General features: G+C 34.8%; 18 protein-coding genes. 6 read left to right on the top strand and 12 right to left on the bottom strand.

Annotated elements, in window-relative coordinates; translation table 11 throughout:
- The first annotated feature begins 1 nt into the window (after nucleotide 1).
- Nucleotides 2-1897, top strand: a complete 1896-nt coding sequence (locus tag J1905_RS15055) for a DUF3858 domain-containing protein (RefSeq protein ID WP_250318108.1) — start codon at nucleotides 2-4, stop codon at nucleotides 1895-1897.
- Between the two features lie 478 nt (nucleotides 1898-2375).
- Here the strand turns inward: J1905_RS15055 and J1905_RS15060 are convergent, their stop codons facing one another.
- Together J1905_RS15060 and J1905_RS15065 are read right to left on the bottom strand one after the other, a co-directional pair.
- On the bottom strand, nucleotides 2376-3650 hold the full coding sequence (locus J1905_RS15060; RefSeq protein WP_214228133.1) for a M16 family metallopeptidase: 1275 nt from the start codon (nucleotides 3648-3650) through the stop codon (nucleotides 2376-2378).
- Nucleotides 3643-4887, bottom strand: a complete 1245-nt coding sequence (locus J1905_RS15065) for a M16 family metallopeptidase (RefSeq protein ID WP_214228134.1) — start codon at nucleotides 4885-4887, stop codon at nucleotides 3643-3645. Before J1905_RS15065 ends, J1905_RS15060 begins: the two co-directional genes overlap by 8 nt.
- 114 nt (nucleotides 4888-5001) lie before the next feature.
- Here J1905_RS15065 and mqnC point away from each other — a divergent pair, with 114 nt between their 5' ends.
- Nucleotides 5002-6126: a cyclic dehypoxanthinyl futalosine synthase gene (mqnC, locus tag J1905_RS15070; protein ID WP_214228135.1), complete on the top strand. Its 1125-nt coding sequence runs from the start codon at nucleotides 5002-5004 to the stop codon at nucleotides 6124-6126.
- Nucleotides 6127-6196: 70 nt separating this feature from the next.
- Here the strand turns inward: mqnC and J1905_RS15075 are convergent, their stop codons facing one another.
- Entirely contained in the window at nucleotides 6197-7030 is an 834-nt protein-coding gene (locus J1905_RS15075) for a ferritin-like domain-containing protein (RefSeq protein ID WP_214228137.1), read from the bottom strand.
- 18 nt (nucleotides 7031-7048) lie between these two features.
- The gene (locus J1905_RS15080) at nucleotides 7049-7768 is read right to left on the bottom strand and encodes a ferritin-like domain-containing protein (RefSeq protein WP_214228139.1); all 720 of its coding nucleotides are present in this window, start codon (nucleotides 7766-7768) and stop codon (nucleotides 7049-7051) included.
- Nucleotides 7769-7958: 190 nt separating this feature from the next.
- On the opposite strand from J1905_RS15080, the gene J1905_RS15085 reads away from it, so the two are divergent.
- The 4 genes from J1905_RS15085 (at nucleotide 7959) to J1905_RS15100 (ending at nucleotide 13436) form a co-directional block, all read left to right on the top strand.
- The gene (locus tag J1905_RS15085) at nucleotides 7959-8738 is read left to right on the top strand and encodes a LytR/AlgR family response regulator transcription factor (RefSeq protein ID WP_214228140.1); all 780 of its coding nucleotides are present in this window, start codon (nucleotides 7959-7961) and stop codon (nucleotides 8736-8738) included.
- Nucleotides 8728-11679, top strand: a complete 2952-nt coding sequence (locus J1905_RS15090) for a ligand-binding sensor domain-containing protein (protein ID WP_350027985.1) — start codon at nucleotides 8728-8730, stop codon at nucleotides 11677-11679. Before J1905_RS15085 ends, J1905_RS15090 begins: the two co-directional genes overlap by 11 nt.
- 377 nt (nucleotides 11680-12056) lie before the next feature.
- Nucleotides 12057-12245 (top strand): hypothetical protein, encoded by a 189-nt coding sequence (locus J1905_RS15095; protein WP_108205953.1) that lies wholly within the window; start codon nucleotides 12057-12059, stop codon nucleotides 12243-12245.
- 69 nt (nucleotides 12246-12314) lie between these two features.
- Nucleotides 12315-13436, top strand: a complete 1122-nt coding sequence (locus J1905_RS15100; RefSeq protein WP_214228430.1) for a GNAT family N-acetyltransferase — start codon at nucleotides 12315-12317, stop codon at nucleotides 13434-13436.
- A gap of 4 nt (nucleotides 13437-13440) precedes the next feature.
- Here J1905_RS15100 and J1905_RS15105 read toward each other — a convergent pair whose 3' ends face one another.
- The 8 genes from J1905_RS15105 to mce form a co-directional block, all read right to left on the bottom strand.
- Nucleotides 13441-13770 carry a helix-turn-helix domain-containing protein gene (locus J1905_RS15105; protein WP_108205955.1) on the bottom strand — a complete coding sequence of 110 codons (330 nt, stop codon included), beginning with the start codon at nucleotides 13768-13770 and terminating at the stop codon, nucleotides 13441-13443.
- Between the two features lie 37 nt (nucleotides 13771-13807).
- A complete protein-coding gene (locus J1905_RS15110; RefSeq protein ID WP_214228142.1) occupies nucleotides 13808-15166 on the bottom strand; it encodes a UDP-N-acetylmuramate--L-alanine ligase in 1359 nt (452 codons plus the stop codon).
- 31 nt (nucleotides 15167-15197) lie between these two features.
- Complete coding sequence (gene prmA / locus J1905_RS15115) at nucleotides 15198-16037, bottom strand: 50S ribosomal protein L11 methyltransferase (RefSeq protein ID WP_214228144.1); 840 nt, start codon at nucleotides 16035-16037, stop codon at nucleotides 15198-15200.
- Nucleotides 16037-16798, bottom strand: a complete 762-nt coding sequence (gene tpiA, locus J1905_RS15120; RefSeq protein WP_173093186.1) for a triose-phosphate isomerase — start codon at nucleotides 16796-16798, stop codon at nucleotides 16037-16039. The genes prmA and tpiA overlap by 1 nt, the downstream gene beginning before the upstream one ends.
- 50 nt (nucleotides 16799-16848) lie before the next feature.
- Entirely contained in the window at nucleotides 16849-18018 is a 1170-nt protein-coding gene (locus J1905_RS15125) for a putative sugar nucleotidyl transferase (protein ID WP_214228145.1), read from the bottom strand.
- Nucleotides 18019-18090: 72 nt separating this feature from the next.
- Nucleotides 18091-18339 carry a type B 50S ribosomal protein L31 gene (locus J1905_RS15130; protein WP_099437417.1) on the bottom strand — a complete coding sequence of 83 codons (249 nt, stop codon included), beginning with the start codon at nucleotides 18337-18339 and terminating at the stop codon, nucleotides 18091-18093.
- 84 nt (nucleotides 18340-18423) lie between these two features.
- Nucleotides 18424-18729 (bottom strand): hypothetical protein, encoded by a 306-nt coding sequence (locus J1905_RS15135; protein ID WP_250318109.1) that lies wholly within the window; start codon nucleotides 18727-18729, stop codon nucleotides 18424-18426.
- Nucleotides 18711-19112 carry a methylmalonyl-CoA epimerase gene (gene mce / locus J1905_RS15140; RefSeq protein WP_214228146.1) on the bottom strand — a complete coding sequence of 134 codons (402 nt, stop codon included), beginning with the start codon at nucleotides 19110-19112 and terminating at the stop codon, nucleotides 18711-18713. Before mce ends, J1905_RS15135 begins: the two co-directional genes overlap by 19 nt.
- Between the last annotated feature and the right edge of the window lie 41 nt (nucleotides 19113-19153).

Raw genomic sequence — 19153 nt, forward strand, 5'->3', positions numbered from 1 at the left:
GATGAAAAGGTTAGGACTACTTATTATTGGCTTGCTTATGATTACAGAAGCAGGAGCTCAAGGAATATATGATGTAAGCAAAATTTCTCCTGATTTACTCAAGGATGCTTCAATGGTTGTTAGGTACGAAAGTGTGACATATGAAGTAAAAGACCCTGGAAATGCTGTTTATGATTATAAAACTGCCGTAACTTTACTTAACAAGAATGCAGAAAGTTCGTCAGAAATGCATGAGTTTTATGATAAATTCTCTAGTATTCACAACTTAAAAGCAACCTTATACGATGATAAGGGCAATAAAGTTAAAGAGTATAAAAGTGCGGATTTTAAAGATAGAAGTGCTGTTTCCAATGGGACACTTTATGACGATAGTCGGGTGAAATTTCTATTTTTTTTATACACCAGTTTTCCATACACCATCGAGTACAGTTATAATGTCGATTATAGTGGAATTCGCTTTTATCCCTCATGGAGACCGGTAAGTTCATGGGGCATGTCAGTAGAAAAATCAGAATATATTTTTAAAATACCTGAAACAATGACTTTTAAATATCTGAAAAGCGCAGGACTTAAAACTGATTCTTTAAAGGTTAAAGACAAAATGCAGTACAAATGGAGCTGTGAAAATATTAAAGCTCTTGAATACGAACCAATGAGTGCCGGTATATCAAATGTAAGTCCATGGATAACTTTGGCTCCCAATCAACTTGAATATGATAATTCTAAAGCGAATATCGAAAATTGGGCCAATTTAGGAGCTTGGATTTATGGCTTAAGTAATGGGGCTCAGGTATTACCGGATGCTGTTAAATTGAAAGTTCAAAGTCTTATTAAAGGAGTAGGAACTCAAAAAGATAAAATCAAAATCCTTTATAATTACTTACAATCTAACACGAGGTATGTTGGCGTACAATTAGGTATTGGTGGATATAAACCTATTACAGCTGAGAAAGTAGCTGCTGTAAATTACGGTGATTGCAAGGCCCTATCTAATTACATGAAAGCCTTATTACAAGAAGCTGGAATAAAATCTAATCTTGTGGTAATTGGAAATGATATGCCATCGCTAAATAAGAAATTTGCCAGCTTGAATCAGGCAAACCACATGATTCTTTGTGTACCTCAGGAAAAAGACACCACATGGTTAGAATGTACTAGCCAATTTGTACCTGCCGGATATATTGGCAACGACAATTCGGACAGAACTGTTTTACTGGTTACAGAATCGGGTGGTATATTAGCCCAAACTCCTTATTATAGTCCAACAAATAATTATCAAAAACGCATAACAAAAGTAAATCTGGATGAAGAAGGTTCTGCAGATATTAGTATTGAAACTCAATATGGCTTTGCTCAATATGAAGATAATTTGGGATTGACATTACTTGAGCCTATGGAACAGCGCAAAAAATTAATGAACTCATTAAGCATACCAAATATGCAGATCAATACATTCAACTTCAATCAGCCAAATAAAGATGCAGCTATAATGAATGAGAAAATCGAGTTAAAAGCGTCTCAACTTTTAACTAAGGGTGGAGATAAACTATTTATTACTTTAAACCTGATCAATCGACAAGAAAACGTAATTACTTCTATTGAGAATCGAAAAACTTATTTTAATGTAAAATACGGTTATTCTGATCAGGATGAGATTATCTATAATATCCCAAAAGGTTATAAAGTTGAATTTATGCCAAAGGATATCGTGATTGAATCTGAATTTGGAAAATATACTGCTAAAGTAGTTCAGAAAGACAATAGCCTTGTTTATAGTCGTACAAAAATGATTAACAACAAAAAATATCCGCCAGAAAAATACAATGAATACGTTGCATTTTCTAAAAAAATCTATCAGGCGGATAAGCAAAAAGGGATTTTTTCTAAAATTGAATAATGGCGGCCAAAAAAGTAAGGTAGTGATTGGTTTTTTAATTTTTTGGGGGTCCGAAGTCTGCGTCGGCTCTTCTACTTATATTGTTCGTACCTCGTTCGACTATGGTCGAACGAGGTACGAACAAAGTACGTTTAAATGTGGTGCAAAGGACGACTATATTATAGGTTGCAATTCGAATTTTTTTCAAGTCCAAAGCCAAAACAAGCCCAATTTTGTTGAGTTGCAAAACCATTTTAATTAAAGCATCAATTGGATTCTATTGATGCTTTAACTAAATGTAAGAAAAATATAAATGCACGGTTGCATTTATATGTACTTTACAACATTATTTGACGTAATGAGTTGTTTTGTGCGCTTTATATGATCTAAGAATGATAATTGGAAGAAATCAATTTTAGCAAAAATCTTATAACATGTCATTAGTAATTTATTCTGCTTCTCAGCTTTCTGCGAAGCAGAATAAACCTTTCTGGGCAATTTATTTTTTGCCTACGACAACTTTTGTAAAGTTTTCTGTATTTAAGTATTTACCGGCAAGATCTTTCAAATCCTGTGAAGTAATTGTTTTTACAGTTGTGATGTAGTTCTCGTAGTAGTTATGATCCAATCCTGAGAAATAAACATTCTTGAACTTATCAGCATGTGAGAATGCATTTTCTAAACTACCAAGCATAGAGCCTAACATATAATTACGAACAAGATCCAATTCCTGGTCTGATACCAATTCTGTTTTTAACAGGTTGATTTCCTTCTCGATTTCGATAAGTGCATTACCGCATACCTCAGCTCCTACTTCAGTTGCAATAAAGAAATAACCGGCATCTCTTAAAGAAACAACTGCTGAGCCTATTCCATAGGTATAACCTTTATCTTCACGAATATTAGCCATTAGCCTCGATCCAAAATAGCCACCTAACAAACAGTTTAATACCTGAAAACCTGGAAAATCAGGATGATTTCTGCTAATACTCAATGCACCCATTCTTATAGCTGATTGAATAGCTTCTGGTCTTTCGATTAATAGCTCGCCTTTAGGGCTCGCTTCAAAAGTTAACTTATTGATTACCGAAGCTTCAGTATTATCCCATTGGTTTCCAAAAACACTATTTAATATAGCGAATTCATTTTCTTCGAACTTTCCGGCAGCTATAACTGTACAGTTTTCTGGCTTATAAGCTGCTTTAAAATAATTGATAAGATCTTCTCTTTTTAATGCATCATAATCTTCTGCATCAATATTTGATCCATAAGGGGTATCTCCAAAAATCGAGTTTGCAAATTGTCTTCTGGCAAGGAAATCATTCTTTTGAAGATTTACTTGTAGCGATTGTTTCTGATTTTGAACAAAAATAGCCAACTCCTGCTCAGGAAAAATGCTCTCATTTAAGATTGATCTTAAAATAGGCAATACTGATTGCAGGTGTTTATTAAGCGTATATAGTTTAACGCTCGATTGATCTGCACCATATTCAGTTTGTAAAAATGCACCGTAGTAATCTACCTTATCTGCAATTTCTTTTGCACTAAGTTTAGCTGTACCATTGTTAATCAAGTGACTAACACCCACTGCCTGCAATGGTTTTGAGGCGTCCCAGTTTACATTTTCGAATATAAATTCTATTCTTACAAGTTCTTGTTTACCGGCATTGATGGTAAAAACAGGTATACCATTGTCAAGATGTTGCGCTAAAGGCTCTAAAAATTTGATCTCATTAACCTGTAATGATTCAGGGGCTAGTGTACGATTAAGCATCTTTGGCGTTTAAATAATATAAGGTGGAACATTGCTCTTTTACAAAGGTATTTTTAGCTGCTTGTAGGATACGTTCAGGTGTAACGGCTAAATACTTATCTATTTCTGTGTTTAGTCCGGCGGCATCACCCAACAATTCATAATAGGCAAGATTCATCGCCTTATCTAATAAACTCATCTCTGCAAATACCATGATAGATTCAGATTTGTTTTTCACTTTAGTGATCTCGTCTTCTGTAACTTCCTGATGGGTAAGTTTTGTTAGTTCAGCCCATATTGCAGCCTCAGCAGCTTCAATAGTTACACCTTGTACAAGTTTTCCTTCAACTACAAATAATCCTTCATCTATGCTACTGGTAACATAGGCATGTATATCACTAAATAATTGCTGCTCTTTTAACAAACTGTTGTATAACCTCGACGATTGTCCTTGTGAAAGGATATCAGACATCAGATCGAAACTTTGATACTCAGAATCCTGTCTGGCCGACATTTTAAAAGCCATATAAATGGCATTCAAAGGCACATCAGCTTTAACAGTTTCTGCACGTGCTTCTGTTTGCAATGGCTCCTGAGGAAGATTCCTCTCGTATTTATCACCGGCAGGAATTGGTGCAAACCATTTCTCCGCAAGCGCTTTAACATCTTCGGTTTTAACATTACCGCCTACAACCATAATGGCATTTTGTGGGTTATAATGTTTTTTGAAAAACGCTTTAACGTCTTCCATTTTTGCATCTTCAATCTGCTTTAAGTCCTGACCGATAGTTGCCCATTGATACGGATGTTTTTTGTAAGCTAATGGTCTAAGTTTTAACCAAACATCGCCATATGGTTGATTCAGATAACGTTGTTTAAACTCTTCGCAAACTACGTTACGCTGTGTTTCAAGACTTTTTTCTGAAAAGGCAAGACTTAGCATCCTGTCACTTTCCAACCAAAAAGCGGTTTCCAGATTTACAGCCGGAAGTGTAATATAATAGTTAGTAATATCATTGCTTGTAAAGGCATTATTCTCTCCCCCTACTCTTTGCAAAGGCTCATCGTAACTAGGAATATTTACTGATCCGCCAAACATAAGGTGTTCGAATAAGTGCGCAAATCCAGTCCTATCTTGCTCCTCATCACGTGCGCCAACATCGTATAGGATATTTAATACCGCCATTGGCGTAGTATCATCTTCGTGCACAAGCACGCGAAGTCCGTTAGGTAATGTAAAACGATTAAAGTCTACCATAGATTAAAAATAATTCAGGCAAACTTAGATAAAACTGTGCTAGCATTTATGACCGCGTTGAAAATATTGCATAGGATTGAAAATAAAAGCGTCAATTTTATCTAAGTTTGTGCTATGAATACTGCCGAATTACTCCAAAGGGCTTTACAGTTCGACTTTTTAACAAAAGAAGAGGGTGTTTTTTTATACAATAATGCAGCTACCGCTGAGCTGGCTTATGTTGCCAATGAATTACGAAAGAAGCAAGTACCAAGTGGTAAAGTTACCTGGCAGATAGACAGAAATGTTAATACTACTAACGTATGTATTGCTAACTGTAAATTCTGTAATTTCTTTAGAAGACCAGGACATGATGAAAGCTACATCACGGATATAGAAACTTATAAAGTAAAAATTGAAGAAACTTTTAGGTTAGGTGGAGATCAATTGTTACTACAAGGCGGTCACCATCCTGATTTAGGTTTGAAATTTTATGCAGATCTGTTTAAGCAATTAAAAGAATTATATCCTGATTTAAAATTACATGCCTTAGGCCCACCTGAGATTGCACACGTTGCAAAACTTGAGGGTATTTCTCATACTGAAGTTTTAAAAGCACTTAAAGAGGCTGGGATGGATTCATTACCGGGTGCAGGAGCAGAAATATTAAATGATAGGGTAAGGAGATTAATTTCAAAAGGAAAATGTGGTGGACAGGAATGGTTGGATGTAATGCGTGCAGCTCATCAGCTTGACATTACTACTTCTGCGACAATGATGTTTGGGCATGTTGAAACTATTGAAGAACGATTTGAGCACTTAGTGTGGATAAGAGAGGTTCAAAGTGAAAAACCTGCGACTGCTAAAGGATTTTTAGCATTTATTCCATGGCCTTTTCAAGATGACGGCACTTTATTAAAACGACTAAGAGGTATTAGCAATAATGTTTCCGGCGATGAATATATAAGAATGCTTGCTTTAAGTAGAATCATGTTGCCAAATGTGAAAAATATACAGGCATCATGGTTAACTGTAGGAAAAAGTGTTGCTGAGTTATGTTTACACGCTGGTGCCAACGATTTCGGTTCTATTATGATTGAAGAAAATGTAGTCTCGGCAGCTGGTGCTCCGCATCGTTTTACTGCTAAGGGAATACAGGATGCAATTAGAGAAGCCGGTTTTGAACCTCAGTTACGCGGTCAACAATATAACTATCGTGATTTGCCTGAGCATTTAGAAGAGCAGGTGATCAATTATTAAGATTTTATGATGAATAAAAAAAGGAAGAGGACTATTGTCCCCTTCCCCATCTTAAACTTAAACAACCCTTTTATTTTATAAATAATCCTGCAATAGTTAAAACGTCTGCCTTAGCTAAAGGCTCGTCAAATGATTCAACTGCTGCTGCTTTAGTAACGCCTGTTGCAATACCAGTAATTGTAACTCCAGCTTGCACATCAGTATTCTCACCAGCATATATGGGATCAACGGCTCCAATACCAGTGTCATTTGCAACGCCACCGGCACCAAGACTGATCCATGGTTTAATTTTAGCACCTCTTCCAGCACGCATCGTACGTATGTGAGCAGCATGACGTGCTTCAACTGAGTGAATTTGTAATGCTACAGTTAATACTCCCGAACCCATTAATTCTGTAGCTTGTCCTTTATAAGCTCTTACACCAGTATCTTCAAATGCTTGCGCCACTGCTAAAAATGTATCATAGTTTGTATATACATCAGCAAAGGTTCCACCAGCAGTAAAATCAAAAGCTGTATATGGTAATGCATCCCCTGCATCTGCACCCAATGCACCTCTAAGTAAGGCCACGTGAGCTTTTTCATGATCACGAATGGTTTTCATAGCACCTAATGGCAGCCCAGCTGGAATTAATCCGGGTGCAGCTTCAACTGCATGATTATAGAAATGGAATTCTAAATATTCTAATGTTAAAGCAAATTTTAAAACATTCGTGACTTTAGCTGGTGTACTTTGTCCGTAAGCTTTTGTAAACATAGAACCTAAGGCTAATGGCATTGCTGCTAAAGCTACTTTTTTCCCCATGTTATAAAAATCCTTCATTGCAGATCTTCTCGGATTTAATCTTTCATAGATCTCACCGTCTACTTTTTCAATTTCTTCTAATATATTTACGATATTCATGTTTTCTAAAGTTTAAGGTTAAGCCAGGTTAGTTACGTTAATTTTAGTTTTGATGTATTTTCCCGCAGCAGCTAAAACATCTTTAGGCGATAGAGCCTTATCTAAGCCACTATCATCAACTTGCGGACTGGAAGCGAAAGATCCCGGTGAAATTAAATCACGGATATATGCTGCATGACGCGCCTCAACTGAAACAATTTTACCCGCCAAAACTAAATAATCAGGAGTTGTAAGGAGTTTACCTGCGCCATTATAAGCGCCAACGCCTAAATCTTCAAAAGCCATTGCAGCTCCTAAAACACTTGAAGCTGATGTAAAATCTATAGATTCAAAATTAACTTCCAAACTACCTATAGCAGCAGTACCTAAAGCTTTTTTGAAAAACTCTCTATGCGCAATTTCATGAAATTGAATATCCTGAAAGTATGTTTTTTGCTCTGCTGTAAAACCTGATGGTAGATTTGATGCTACCTTAATGTAAAAAGCAGCTTCCAGTTGTTCTAAAGCATAAGCATAATTCAAAACTCCAAAATCATCTTTAAAGTCGAGGGTAACTCCACCCGGAACCATAGGTCCGTCATTATTCTTGTCCTTTTTACAGCCTACAGCTACCAATGCTACAGCTGCTGCACCTGCTCCTGCAAATTGCAGAAAAGAACGGCGTTGCAATGGGGCTGTGAAAACACTCCGCTCTACTGGCAGCAATTCTTGCTTTTCTTGTTCTTGTAAATTTTTCATAATTTTTCAGTTTAAGTTTTAAAGATCATGAAGCATGCAAGGCAGGTTTCGAAGATCTGTTAAGCCTGGTTGTTTAATGTTGTATAATGGCACTTACGAAAGAAAAATGTGTTCGGTTTTCGGTGTTTGAAAGAAATATTCTTCAATCGTTCATTTTTTTAATAAATTCACCATATAAAAATCTATTACTGTGCTGAATGCTATTATTGTAGACGATGAAGAGTTTGCTCGTTCCTCCTTATATTTCTTATTGCAGGAAAACTGTGAGAATATCCATATTTCTGGTATAGCCAAGTCCGTTTCGGAAGCCAGGAACCTACTCGCTCATCATACTATTGACTTAATTTTCCTTGATATTGCGATGCCTGGAGAGAATGGATTTGACTTAATTCCTCAAATACAATCCACTAATACCCATGTTATTTTTACTACTGCTTATGATCAATATGCATTAAAAGCGATTAAAGCTAATGCCCTTGACTACCTGCTTAAACCAATAGATATTGATGAGCTTAAGGAAGCTGTTAATAAAGCATCAAAATATATTGCTTTAAGTAAAACGGAGAGTAATCGCAATGAAGGTCTCCAAAATCTGGCGGTAAATCTTTCTGAACGAAACGAGATACGTAAAATTAGCTTACCTAATGGGCAGGGATATAGCCTGGTAAGTATTGATGATATAGTTCATATTGAAGCTGACAGCAATTATTCTGTTTTCCATCTAGCTAACAAGGATAAAATAACTGTATCTAAGGTTTTAAAAGAATATGAAGAAATACTTCCCGATAATCAGTTCATAAGGGTTCATAAATCAAGTATAGTGAACCTTAATTACCTAAAAGAATACAATTCGAAAAATGGATTGGAACTCATATTAAAAAATGGTGATAAAATTGCGGTCTCCAGAAGGCGTGCAAGTGATTTTATGGAAAAAATTAAATCGTATACTAACTTTGATAGTGATAAATAAGATAAGAAATTGGACAATCTCCTTTAGTACACTAATTGTTTTATTAATTCTTAGCTTATCTGCCTATTCTCAAAGTACATATCTTCAACATTTCGGCACAAAAGACGGTCTTCCAAGTAATAGTTGTTTTTATACACTTCAAGATTCCAAGGGTTACATATGGGTAGCCACAGATGCTGGCGTAAGTAGATTCGATGGAAAAGTATTCGAAAATTTCTCAGTTGATGACGGCCTTCCTGATAATCAGATGCTACAGATTAAAGAGGACAAAAGTGGAAAAATATGGTTCCTGGCATTAAATGGTCAATTAAGCTACTTTTTAAACGGAAAATTTTATAATGAGACAAACAATAAACTGCTTAAACAGCTAAGATTTAACGCCGTTATTGTTTCATTTTTTGAAGATAGCAAAGGCAAAATCTGGTTTGGCACCAATAAAAATGTTCTGGTAACGTGGGATGGAAAATCTATTACGAAGTACATCTCTGCTAATGGCAACAGACAGTTTATCAATAGCTTTGTGCATGAAGATAGGTCTGGAAAGATATGGATTTATAGTAATCGATCTGTTAGAACCTTTGATGGTTCAAAATTTATTGTAGTGCCTCACAAATCCTTATTATTGAATTACAAATCAGGATTAAATCTTTCAGATAAAACATTTGCCTTTCTTGATCAAAACGGGCTCAACCTTCAAAATGGAACAGCTAAGCATTTGCAATTAAAAATTGATCCTGCTTTATTAAATAATGATCCAGGATTTTTTCATTTAGATGAAAACAAGGATATATGGATTAGCAATGCCTCAGGAATATATTTTATTGATCATTCCGGCAAGATGACGACCTACCTCAGCAATATATCTTCAAGCCAGGTTATAAAGGATTCGAAAGGTAATATGTGGTTTACCACTAACAATGGAATCTATATGCTTCCAAAAAGTGATGAACGGCTTTACATAGTAAACCAGACTAACGGATTAAGCAGCGACGTTATAAAAAGTGTAATTAAGGATAACCGAAATCATTTCTGGTTAGGATTAGATGAAGCCGACATTAACATTCTTAATCCTGTTAATCTTTCCATTAGTAAAATATCATTACCGGATAAAAAGAAATACAATGTTATTAAACAACTGACACTAGATACGGCCAACCAGACTATTTACTTTGCTTCGGAATATGGATTAGGCCGAATAGCAAATATTTACGGTAGTAATAAAAAAATAGACTACTTAAGGGAAGCAACCAACTCAATGTTTGTAATTAAAAGCTTTAGCGTTGCAAAAGACAAAAGTTTATCCCTCGCCCTATCATCTGGCGTAGTTATTCTACCATATTCTGCTGGCAAGTTTGAATTTAGTTCATTGTATTTTAGAGAAGGTACCGATTTCTTTAACAACAGGGCTTATTGTGTATTTTTCGACAAGAATCAGAACCTCTGGTTTTCTAATATAAATGGATTATCAGAGTTTTCTAATGGTTCTTTATATAGTTATTATGAAAGAAGTAGCCTTCTAACCAGGCGAATTAATGATATAAAAGAGTTAAATGATGGCACTTTAGTGCTTGCTACCGATGGATATGGAATTATTTTTATAAAAAACAGAAAAGTAATAAAGGTAATAACTCAAAGAGACGGGCTGGCAGATAATATTTGTAAAAAGTTATTTGTTAAGGGTAATGATGTATGGATAATTACTAATAACGGCATCAATAAGGTTTCACTGTACAATCAAAAAACGCTTGTAGAAACATTTGAATATACTAATGCATTGCTCAAAGATGATGTTAATTCATTGTACATTGATAATAATTATGCTTACTTCGCAACCAATAATGGTTTAGTGTATTTTACCATTAACAAAGCTCAAACAATTAATGAACCTCCCAAAGTACTTATCTCATCCATAATTAATAATAAAATAAAACTGGGATTAAATGAGACTAATCATACATTGGATCCATCTGATAATAATATTTCATTTTATTATAGTGCCATTGATTTTCAAAATAGAAACATTGTTTACCGTTATCGTTTAAAATCTAACGCCAACTGGACTGAAACAAAGAACAGAAGGCTCGAGTTCTCTTCTCTGGAACCTGGTGATTATGTATTTGAAATAAGTGCAAAAACAAACAACAGTGACTGGAGTAGCCCTACCAGGATTCGCTTCATCTTAAAAAGTCATTTTTGGCAAACAACCTGGTTTCTTGCATTAACTTTTGTGTTGGCTGGCTTTGTATTTTATAAGGTAGCTGTTTTTGTAACTAAAAGCAGAAAAAACAAAGAGCAAGAACAACTACTGTTAAAAAATAAAATCCTAATGCTTGAGCAGCGAGCTTTACAGGCAATGATGAACCCACACTTTGTATTTAATGTTATGAACTCTATACAGCATTACATAAATACAAAAGATACGACATCGGCAAATAAAATATTAACCGGCTTTGCAAGACTCATCAGAAAGAACCTTGAAATTTGTACTAAGAGTTTTATATCTCTTGAAGAAGAGATTGAGTACCTGGAATTATACTTAAGCCTGGAAAAGAAAAGATTTGGTGGTAAATTAAATTACTCCATTACACTGAATAAGGCTATAGATAAAGAAGAAACTTTAATTCCTTCTATGCTTCTTCAACCTTATATAGAAAATGCAATATGGCACGGGATAATGCCTAAGGAAGAAGGTGGCAATATTGATATACATATAAGTTTAGTTGGTACTGAATATTTGCTGATACAAATTATTGATGACGGCATTGGGATTGACAATTCGCTTAGAGATAAAAAAGGGCACCATGTAAGTAAAGGCATGGATTTAACCAGGGAACGCATTAACCTACTAAATCGCGTTGAGGTAAACCCTATACAGATGGAGATAAAACAAAACGGTAATTCGGGCACATTTGTCTCAATTTCGATCCCATTAAAGTGGTAAAATACCGTTTACTCAATTTTTTATACCACTCACTAATTAAAAATTAATCGTTTCAAAATTTGCCTTAAACTTGTTATAGATATTAAAACAAACAGAGTTTGTAAAAAGCGTTCTTATAGAATTGATCAAAGATATTTTACCTAACCTAAAACTATATCTCAATTCAGGTTTCATTTGTGTGTTAAAAAATGGTAAAGTTCATAGCTTTACCATTTTTTTTTGATCCATTTTTTTTTAAAAAAATTCGTTGCGGAATTTCAAATTGTGTTACTTTTGAAATATAGAAAATCTTTAAAAAACATCGTTCTTTTGATTTAAAAAGATTTTTTGTAAATTTAACTCATAAATAAAAACCTTAGGGAATTATATTTTTTGTAATGAAAACTCCAAAGAAACCAATTAAGAAAAGTCCACTAGTTGATCCAGAAGCTGAGATGGAAGATTCGCAAGACGAAATTAGTACTAAGAAAAAGTATGACGATGATGATGACGATTTTGATATGCCATTAGATGATCTTGATACTTTTGATAGTTTTGGTTCTGATGACGACGATGACGACTACTAGTAACTAAAAATATAATAGTTTATGAGCATCCCTTTGGGATGCTTTTTATTTTATCCCCAATCATCAAGCATGACAATTATACCTGTATCTGATAAACAAACCAGTAAAGATTTTTTAGAAGTTGCCCGATTTATTTATAAAAATGATAAAAATTGGATCTGTCCATTAGACCAGGATATAAATACAATATTTAACCCTGATAAAAACCCCTTCTTTAAGCATGGTAAATGCAACAGATGGTTATTAAAAGATAACAATGGGCAAACAATAGGAAGGGTTGCTGCATTCATAAATGAGAAAAAAGCTTTTCAATATGACCAACCTACTGGTGGGATGGGATTTTTTGAATGTATTAATGATAAGAAAGCTGCTTTTAAGTTATTTGACACTGCAAAATTGTGGCTTGAGGAGAATGGTATGAAAGCCATGGATGGTCCAATAAATTTTGGCGAAAACGATTCATTCTGGGGGCTACTGGTAGAGGGCTTTACTCCACCTTCATTTGGAATGAACTACAACCACCCCTACTATCATGATTTTTTCATTGAATACGGGTTCAAAACTGAATACGAACAAATAACCAATCATCTTGCAGTAAGAAATCCATTTCCGGAGCGTTTCACAAAAATTGCAAACTGGGTTGCTAATAAGCCTGGATATACATTTGAACATTTCTCGAAAAAGAATGCTGAGAAATATGTTAACGACTTAATGGAAATTTACAATGATGGATGGGAGGACTTTGACAATTTCGTGCCAATCAAAAAAGAAACGTTGCAGGAGAGTTTCAAAATGATGGAAGCAATAATGGATGAAAAACTAATTTGGTTTGCTTACGTGAACGGTGAACCTGCTTCCTTTGTAGTTATTATACCTGATGCCAACCAAATGATTAAAGGCTTTAATGGAAAGCTTGGCTTAATTGAAAAGCTAAAGTTTGTTTACAAACGTTGGGTTGGTGTTAATAGAATGCGTGCTATTGTAATGGGTACAAAAAAATCCTTTCAAAAGCATGGATTAGAATCGGCACTTTTTATAAAACTAAAGGAATATGTTTTACCACTTGATCAGTACGATGAACTTGAACTATCCTGGGTAGGCGATTTTAATGATAAGATGTTATCAATTCATCAAGCAACAGGTGCCACTTTTGGAAAGCGACACCTGACTATGCGTAAAATTTTCTCTTAACGACTTATTTCTCGCGAATTTCTTCATAAAGATCAATCACCTTCTTTTGAAGTTTAATGATCTCCTCTTCTCTTTGAGAAAGCTTGTCTTTTAAACTATTAATTTCTTCGAAATTCATAGACTGAGGATTTTCACCCTCTTTTGAAATGATATCCATAGTAGAAACTTCGAACAGATTAGCTATTTGCGCCAACCTCGATATGTTTATATCAGTAATTCCAGTTTCGATTTTTGAAAATGCAGGGATGGAAATATTTAGACGTTTTGCTACTTCACCTTGACTCCAGCCATTTTTTTGGCGCAGCTGTCTAATGTTTTTACCAATGATATTCATGTTTAAAATTTAGGTGTACTATTGTTGTTTGTTCTTATTATGATATCGTATTCAACTCACGTGCCAATTTCGTAAGATCAAGTCCACCAAAATTTCCAGAACTCATTAATAACAAGTTAGTACGGTAAAAATTTATACCTTGTAAGTAACTTTCCAACAGCCTAAAGTCATTGAAAAACTGCAAATTATCATCGTTAAACGCTTTTTGCACCTCAGACTTAGTAAATGGTTGCATTTTCTTATGCTCAAATGTTTTTTCATCAATGTAAACAATTGCAACATCTGCGTTACTCATTGTGTCTGCATATTGAGCAAGGAAATCCTTATTCAGACTGCTAAACGTATGCAACTCTATACAGGCAACTAATTTCCGTGTAGTAAACTGAGTTTTTACAGCTTCGATGGTAGCCTTTAACTTTGATGGAGAATGAGCAAAATCTTTGTAAACATTAGTTTCATTTGAACTATTCAAAAGTTCTAATCTTTTTGCCGCTCCAGTAAACGAAGCAATTGCCGTATTAAACTCTTCTGAAGAAATGCCTAACTGTTTACATACAAGCTTCGCCGCATTAAGATTCATCAAATTATGATCACCAAATACTTTAAGCGCCGTTTCATCTGGCAATAAATAAGTTATTCCGTTTTTTACTTCATGTTCTGGAATGCCATAACCTATTTTTTCAACCGGCGCTTTCGACTGCTCTACTATTACCTTAAGGTCTTGATCCTGGTTGCAGAAAATCAACTTCCCTTCATGTTGAATTGTATCTATAAAGAGTTCAAACTGCTTAGTATAATCCTGATAAGTAGGGAATACATTAATATGATCCCAGGCAATCCCACTAATCACAGCGATATTCGCTTTATACAAATGAAATTTCGGTCTGCGATCAATTGGTGAAGCCAGGTATTCATCACCTTCAATAACAATTAAAGGGGCAGCGTCTGTAACCTTAACCATGGTATCAAATCCGGCTAATTGGGCACCAACCAGATAATCGAAATCTTTTTTGTAATAATTCAGCACATGCAATATCATAGATGTAATGGTTGTTTTACCATGACTGCCACCTATTACTACGCGAAGTTTATCCTTAGTTTGCTCATAGATATACTCTGGATAAGAATATATCTTTAAGCCTAAGCTCTGCGCTTTTAACAACTCCGGATTATCCACGAGTGCATGCATTCCCAGAATAACAGCATCCAGATCTTCTGTGATGTTACCTTCATTCCAACCCATAGATTTGGGCAATATCCCATGCTTTTCTAATCTACTACTCGATGGTTCAAAAATGACATCATCGGAGCCTGTAACCTGATAGCCTTTTTTATGTAAAGCAATGGCAAGATTGTGCATGGCACTGCCGCCTATAGCGATAAAATGTATACGCATAATTCTATATTCTGAAATTTCTAAGATTCAATTAACCCTTTATAAAATGAGCAGCCACCCATTCACCAATCTTTTTATGGCTCAAATAACTAATACCGAACTCTTTGCAAGCATCGGTTATCATTTCAAGATCAGGAGATTCATAAAAACCACTAAAGAAAATGCTGCCATTTTCCTTTAGCACCTCAGCATATCTTGAAATCTGGTCTAGAAGAATATTCCTGTTTATGTTTGCAAGAATAATATCGAAAACCGTGTCAGGAATAACCTCTTTACCACCACAAAATGCAGTGATATTTGTAATATTATTTAACAAGGAGTTTTCTAAGGTACTTTCATAGCAAACGTCATCATTATCAATTGCTGTTAGCATTTTAGCTTCTCTTTTAGAAGCTAAAATGGCTAATATTCCTGTTCCACAACCCATATCCAATACCACTTTATCTTTAACATCGGTAGATAAAATATATTGCATCATCATTGTTGTAGTCTGGTGATGACCAGTACCAAAGGCCATCTTCGGATCAATCACAATCTCATACTTATACTGAGGTTGTGGTTGATGAAATGTAGCTCTTACATAACACTGATCGTCAATGATTAATGGTTCAAAGTTCTTTTCCCATTCCTCATTCCAGTTTTCAGCTGCAATCTCTGTTACATTATAGGTGCACTTAAGTTCACCATCAAACTGAGTCATCACTTCTTTTAGAGCCTGTTCATTAAAATGATCAAGATCAACAAAAGCATCGAATCCGTCCGATGTATCCTCAAATGTATTGTATCCAATATTTGCTAGTTCATCGATCAGTAAATCTTTTTGATATTCCTGAACTTCGGTGAAGCTGAAAGTAACTTGTATATATTGCATTAAGAATTGAATGTTTTAACGATATCAACAAAATCTCTTGATTTCAAAGATGCACCACCAATTAAACCACCATCAATATCATTTTGAGCAAAAAGTTCAGCAGCATTTTTAGGGTTACAGCTACCTCCATAAAGTATAGTTGTATTCTCAGCAATTGCATTGTCGTATTTAGCAGCAATTTCCTTACGGATAAAAGCATGAACTTCCTGAGCTTGATCAGATGATGCAGTTAAGCCAGTTCCTATAGCCCAAACAGGCTCATAAGCGATAACAACTTTAGAAAAGTCAGCAGCACTTAATCCAAAAACTCCGTTTTCCAATTGAGTTTTCAAAACTTCAAAATAGGTGCCGTTATTTCTTTCTTCAAGTGTTTCACCAATACAGAAAATAGGAGTTAAATCATTTTGAAGAACAGCAATTGTTTTTTGTGCCAATAATTCATCACTTTCAGCAAAATACTGACGTCTTTCTGAGTGACCTACGATTACGTATCCACAGCCAACAGATTTTATCATTTTAGCAGAGATCTCACCAGTGTAAGCACCACTTTCTTTTTCATGGCAATTTTCAGCACCAATGCCTACTACATCACCACCAAGTTGTGCTAAACTATTTAAATGAATATATGGAGCACAGATAACAGCTAACTGATCTCCTTTTTTTTCATCTCTAACCATGTTAACAATTTCTGAAAATAATGATATGCCTTCAGCATAGTCCAAATTCATTTTCCAATTTCCTGCTACTATTTTTTTTCTCATAATTTAATCTATTGTGGTCTGTTTAAGGTTTATTATATATACAGGCCTAATTAAAAACGTCTATGGATCTTTGTATCTTCAAAAACCCGGGTTAAAATATCTTTTTCTATTGTACTAAATTCTAAATTTCTACGCTCGTAAACCTTTGCGGCAGTTTCAAACATTTTGTTTAAACTATACACTTCAAAGCCCTGAGCTCCACCCCAGGCAAAATCAGGTATAAAGTTTCTCGGAAAGCCAGGTCCAAATATATTGGCACTTACACCGGCAACCGTACCTGTATTAAACATGGTATTAATACCACATTTAGCATGATCGGCCATAATTAAACCGCAAAACTGTAACCCTGTTTTACGAAAACTCTCTGCAGCATAATCCCACAACCTCACCTCTGCATAATTATTCTTAAGGTTCGAGTTATTGCTATCAGCGCCAATATTGCACCATTGCCCCATCACTGCATTTCCTAAATAACCTTCATGACCTTTTGATGAATAGCCCCAAATTACGGCATTATTAATTTCACCACCTACCCTACTGTAAGGACCGATAGTTGTTTGCCCGTAAATCTTGGCACCCATTTTTATCTGTGAGTCATTGCATAAGGCAAAAGAACCTCTTATATGACATCCTTCCCATACCTGCGAATTCTTTCCAATATAAATAGGGCCATTCAGACTATTAAATGATGAACATTCAGCTTCAGCTCCATCTTCAGCAAAAATATTATCACCAATAAAAGTATTGGTAGCACTTAATTTTGCGGAGGTCCTTCCTTTTGTAAGCAAAGCAAAGTCTTTTTTAAGCTCAGTATCATTGAATTTAAAAATATCTTCAGGAACAGCAATTCTGATAAAATCTCCAGAATACTCAATAGGCTTGAGTTTATCATGTCCATCAATAGAGTCGCCTTTATTTATTTTATACGCAACTATAATATCTTGCTTTTTCAGACACTCCCCCTGTTTAACGTAGGAAATAGCGGTTACCAATTCTTCATCTGGACAAACAGAGCCATTGATGAATAGTTCGGCATCAGATAACAAAGGGTATTTTTCCGCCAGATAAGCTATTGTTAAAAATCCGGATTCAGCACCTAAATACTTTTCCCACTTTTGAGCAATAGTTAAAATCCCTATACGAAGATCTGCAACCGGCCGTGTGAAAGATAGTGGTCGTAACGACTGCCACGCGCTATCATCAAATAAATTGATTATCATAAGCCACAAAAATAAAAAAAGTCCCGAAGCAACAGCACCGGGACTTTAAAATAATTTTTTATTTTGGTATAATTACTTTTTAGCGTAACGAGTTTTGAATTTATCGATACGACCAGCAGTATCAACCAATTTCATTTTACCAGTATAAAAAGGGTGAGAAGTATGAGAAATCTCTAATTTATATAGAGGATATTCGTTACCATCTTCCCATTGAATAGTCTCTTTAGTATCTACACAAGATTTTGTTAAAAAAGAATACTCGTTAGACATATCTTTAAATACTACAAATCTATAGTTTGATGGATGCAGATCTTTTTTCATATTGTTATATACTTATTTGTCGCTTATTTTTAAGGATGCAAATATCGTGATTTTATTTCTTAGAAACAAATAAGTGTAAAAAAATTATCTACTATACTTTTTCCACGTTTCAATTTTCTGCTTTTGTCTGGCTATATAAGCGTCTGCAATTACCTCTGCAGAGGGTAATTCAGAGTTACTTATCAACAATGATTTTAGCTTAGCTTCATCAACATCGGTTCTGTATAATATATTCATCATTTTAGAAATATCATTATCAAGCAAATATGCAAATGCTTCAATTAAACGTTCTCTCATTAAGGCTTCAGTAGTAATATTATCTATATCAAAATCTTTATTGATAATATTACTCAGTGATGTTAACTCATCCATTATCGTATTTCCTGACATAATTCAATCAAAACCCCATTAGTTCCTTTTGGGTGTACAAAGCACACTAATTTATTATCTGCACCTAACTTTGGATGTTCATTCAGCAAAATGAACCCCTCTAATCTTAATCTTTTCATTTCTTCTTCAATATCATCAACATCAAATGCAATATGATGTATTCCCTCACCTTTCCTTTCAAGGAATTTTCCAATTGGGCTATCTTCAGAAATTGCAGCAAGCAATTCAATCTTATTTTCTCCTGTTTTAAAGAAAGCCGTACTTACACCTTCTAAGGGAACTTCTTCCTTTTTATAACATGAGGTACCCAGCAATTTTTCATACAAACTACAGGATACATCAAGATCTTTTACAGCTATCCCAATGTGCTCTATCTTCTTCATAAACGAATTAATACGTTAAAGGAATGTAAAAATGCGAGTTT

Origin of the sequence: Pedobacter sp. B4-66, assembly GCF_018492665.1 — a bacterium.
Classification (GTDB): domain Bacteria; phylum Bacteroidota; class Bacteroidia; order Sphingobacteriales; family Sphingobacteriaceae; genus Pedobacter.

Excerpts from the sequence above, each read along its gene's own strand:
- J1905_RS15055 (WP_250318108.1), top strand. The coding sequence starts at position 2 with ATGAAAAGGTTAGGACTACTTATTATTGGCTTGCTTATGATTACAGAA.
- J1905_RS15060 (WP_214228133.1), bottom strand. The coding sequence starts at position 3,650 with ATGCTTAATCGTACACTAGCCCCTGAATCATTACAGGTTAATGAGATC.
- J1905_RS15065 (WP_214228134.1), bottom strand. The coding sequence starts at position 4,887 with ATGGTAGACTTTAATCGTTTTACATTACCTAACGGACTTCGCGTGCTT.
- mqnC (WP_214228135.1), top strand. The coding sequence starts at position 5,002 with ATGAATACTGCCGAATTACTCCAAAGGGCTTTACAGTTCGACTTTTTA.
- J1905_RS15075 (WP_214228137.1), bottom strand. The coding sequence starts at position 7,030 with ATGAATATCGTAAATATATTAGAAGAAATTGAAAAAGTAGACGGTGAG.
- J1905_RS15080 (WP_214228139.1), bottom strand. The coding sequence starts at position 7,768 with ATGAAAAATTTACAAGAACAAGAAAAGCAAGAATTGCTGCCAGTAGAG.
- J1905_RS15095 (WP_108205953.1), top strand. The coding sequence starts at position 12,057 with ATGAAAACTCCAAAGAAACCAATTAAGAAAAGTCCACTAGTTGATCCA.
- J1905_RS15100 (WP_214228430.1), top strand. The coding sequence starts at position 12,315 with ATGACAATTATACCTGTATCTGATAAACAAACCAGTAAAGATTTTTTA.
- J1905_RS15105 (WP_108205955.1), bottom strand. The coding sequence starts at position 13,770 with ATGAATATCATTGGTAAAAACATTAGACAGCTGCGCCAAAAAAATGGC.
- J1905_RS15110 (WP_214228142.1), bottom strand. The coding sequence starts at position 15,166 with ATGCGTATACATTTTATCGCTATAGGCGGCAGTGCCATGCACAATCTT.
- prmA (WP_214228144.1), bottom strand. The coding sequence starts at position 16,037 with ATGCAATATATACAAGTTACTTTCAGCTTCACCGAAGTTCAGGAATAT.
- tpiA (WP_173093186.1), bottom strand. The coding sequence starts at position 16,798 with ATGAGAAAAAAAATAGTAGCAGGAAATTGGAAAATGAATTTGGACTAT.
- J1905_RS15125 (WP_214228145.1), bottom strand. The coding sequence starts at position 18,018 with ATGATAATCAATTTATTTGATGATAGCGCGTGGCAGTCGTTACGACCA.
- J1905_RS15130 (WP_099437417.1), bottom strand. The coding sequence starts at position 18,339 with ATGAAAAAAGATCTGCATCCATCAAACTATAGATTTGTAGTATTTAAA.
- J1905_RS15135 (WP_250318109.1), bottom strand. The coding sequence starts at position 18,729 with ATGTCAGGAAATACGATAATGGATGAGTTAACATCACTGAGTAATATT.
- mce (WP_214228146.1), bottom strand. The coding sequence starts at position 19,112 with ATGAAGAAGATAGAGCACATTGGGATAGCTGTAAAAGATCTTGATGTA.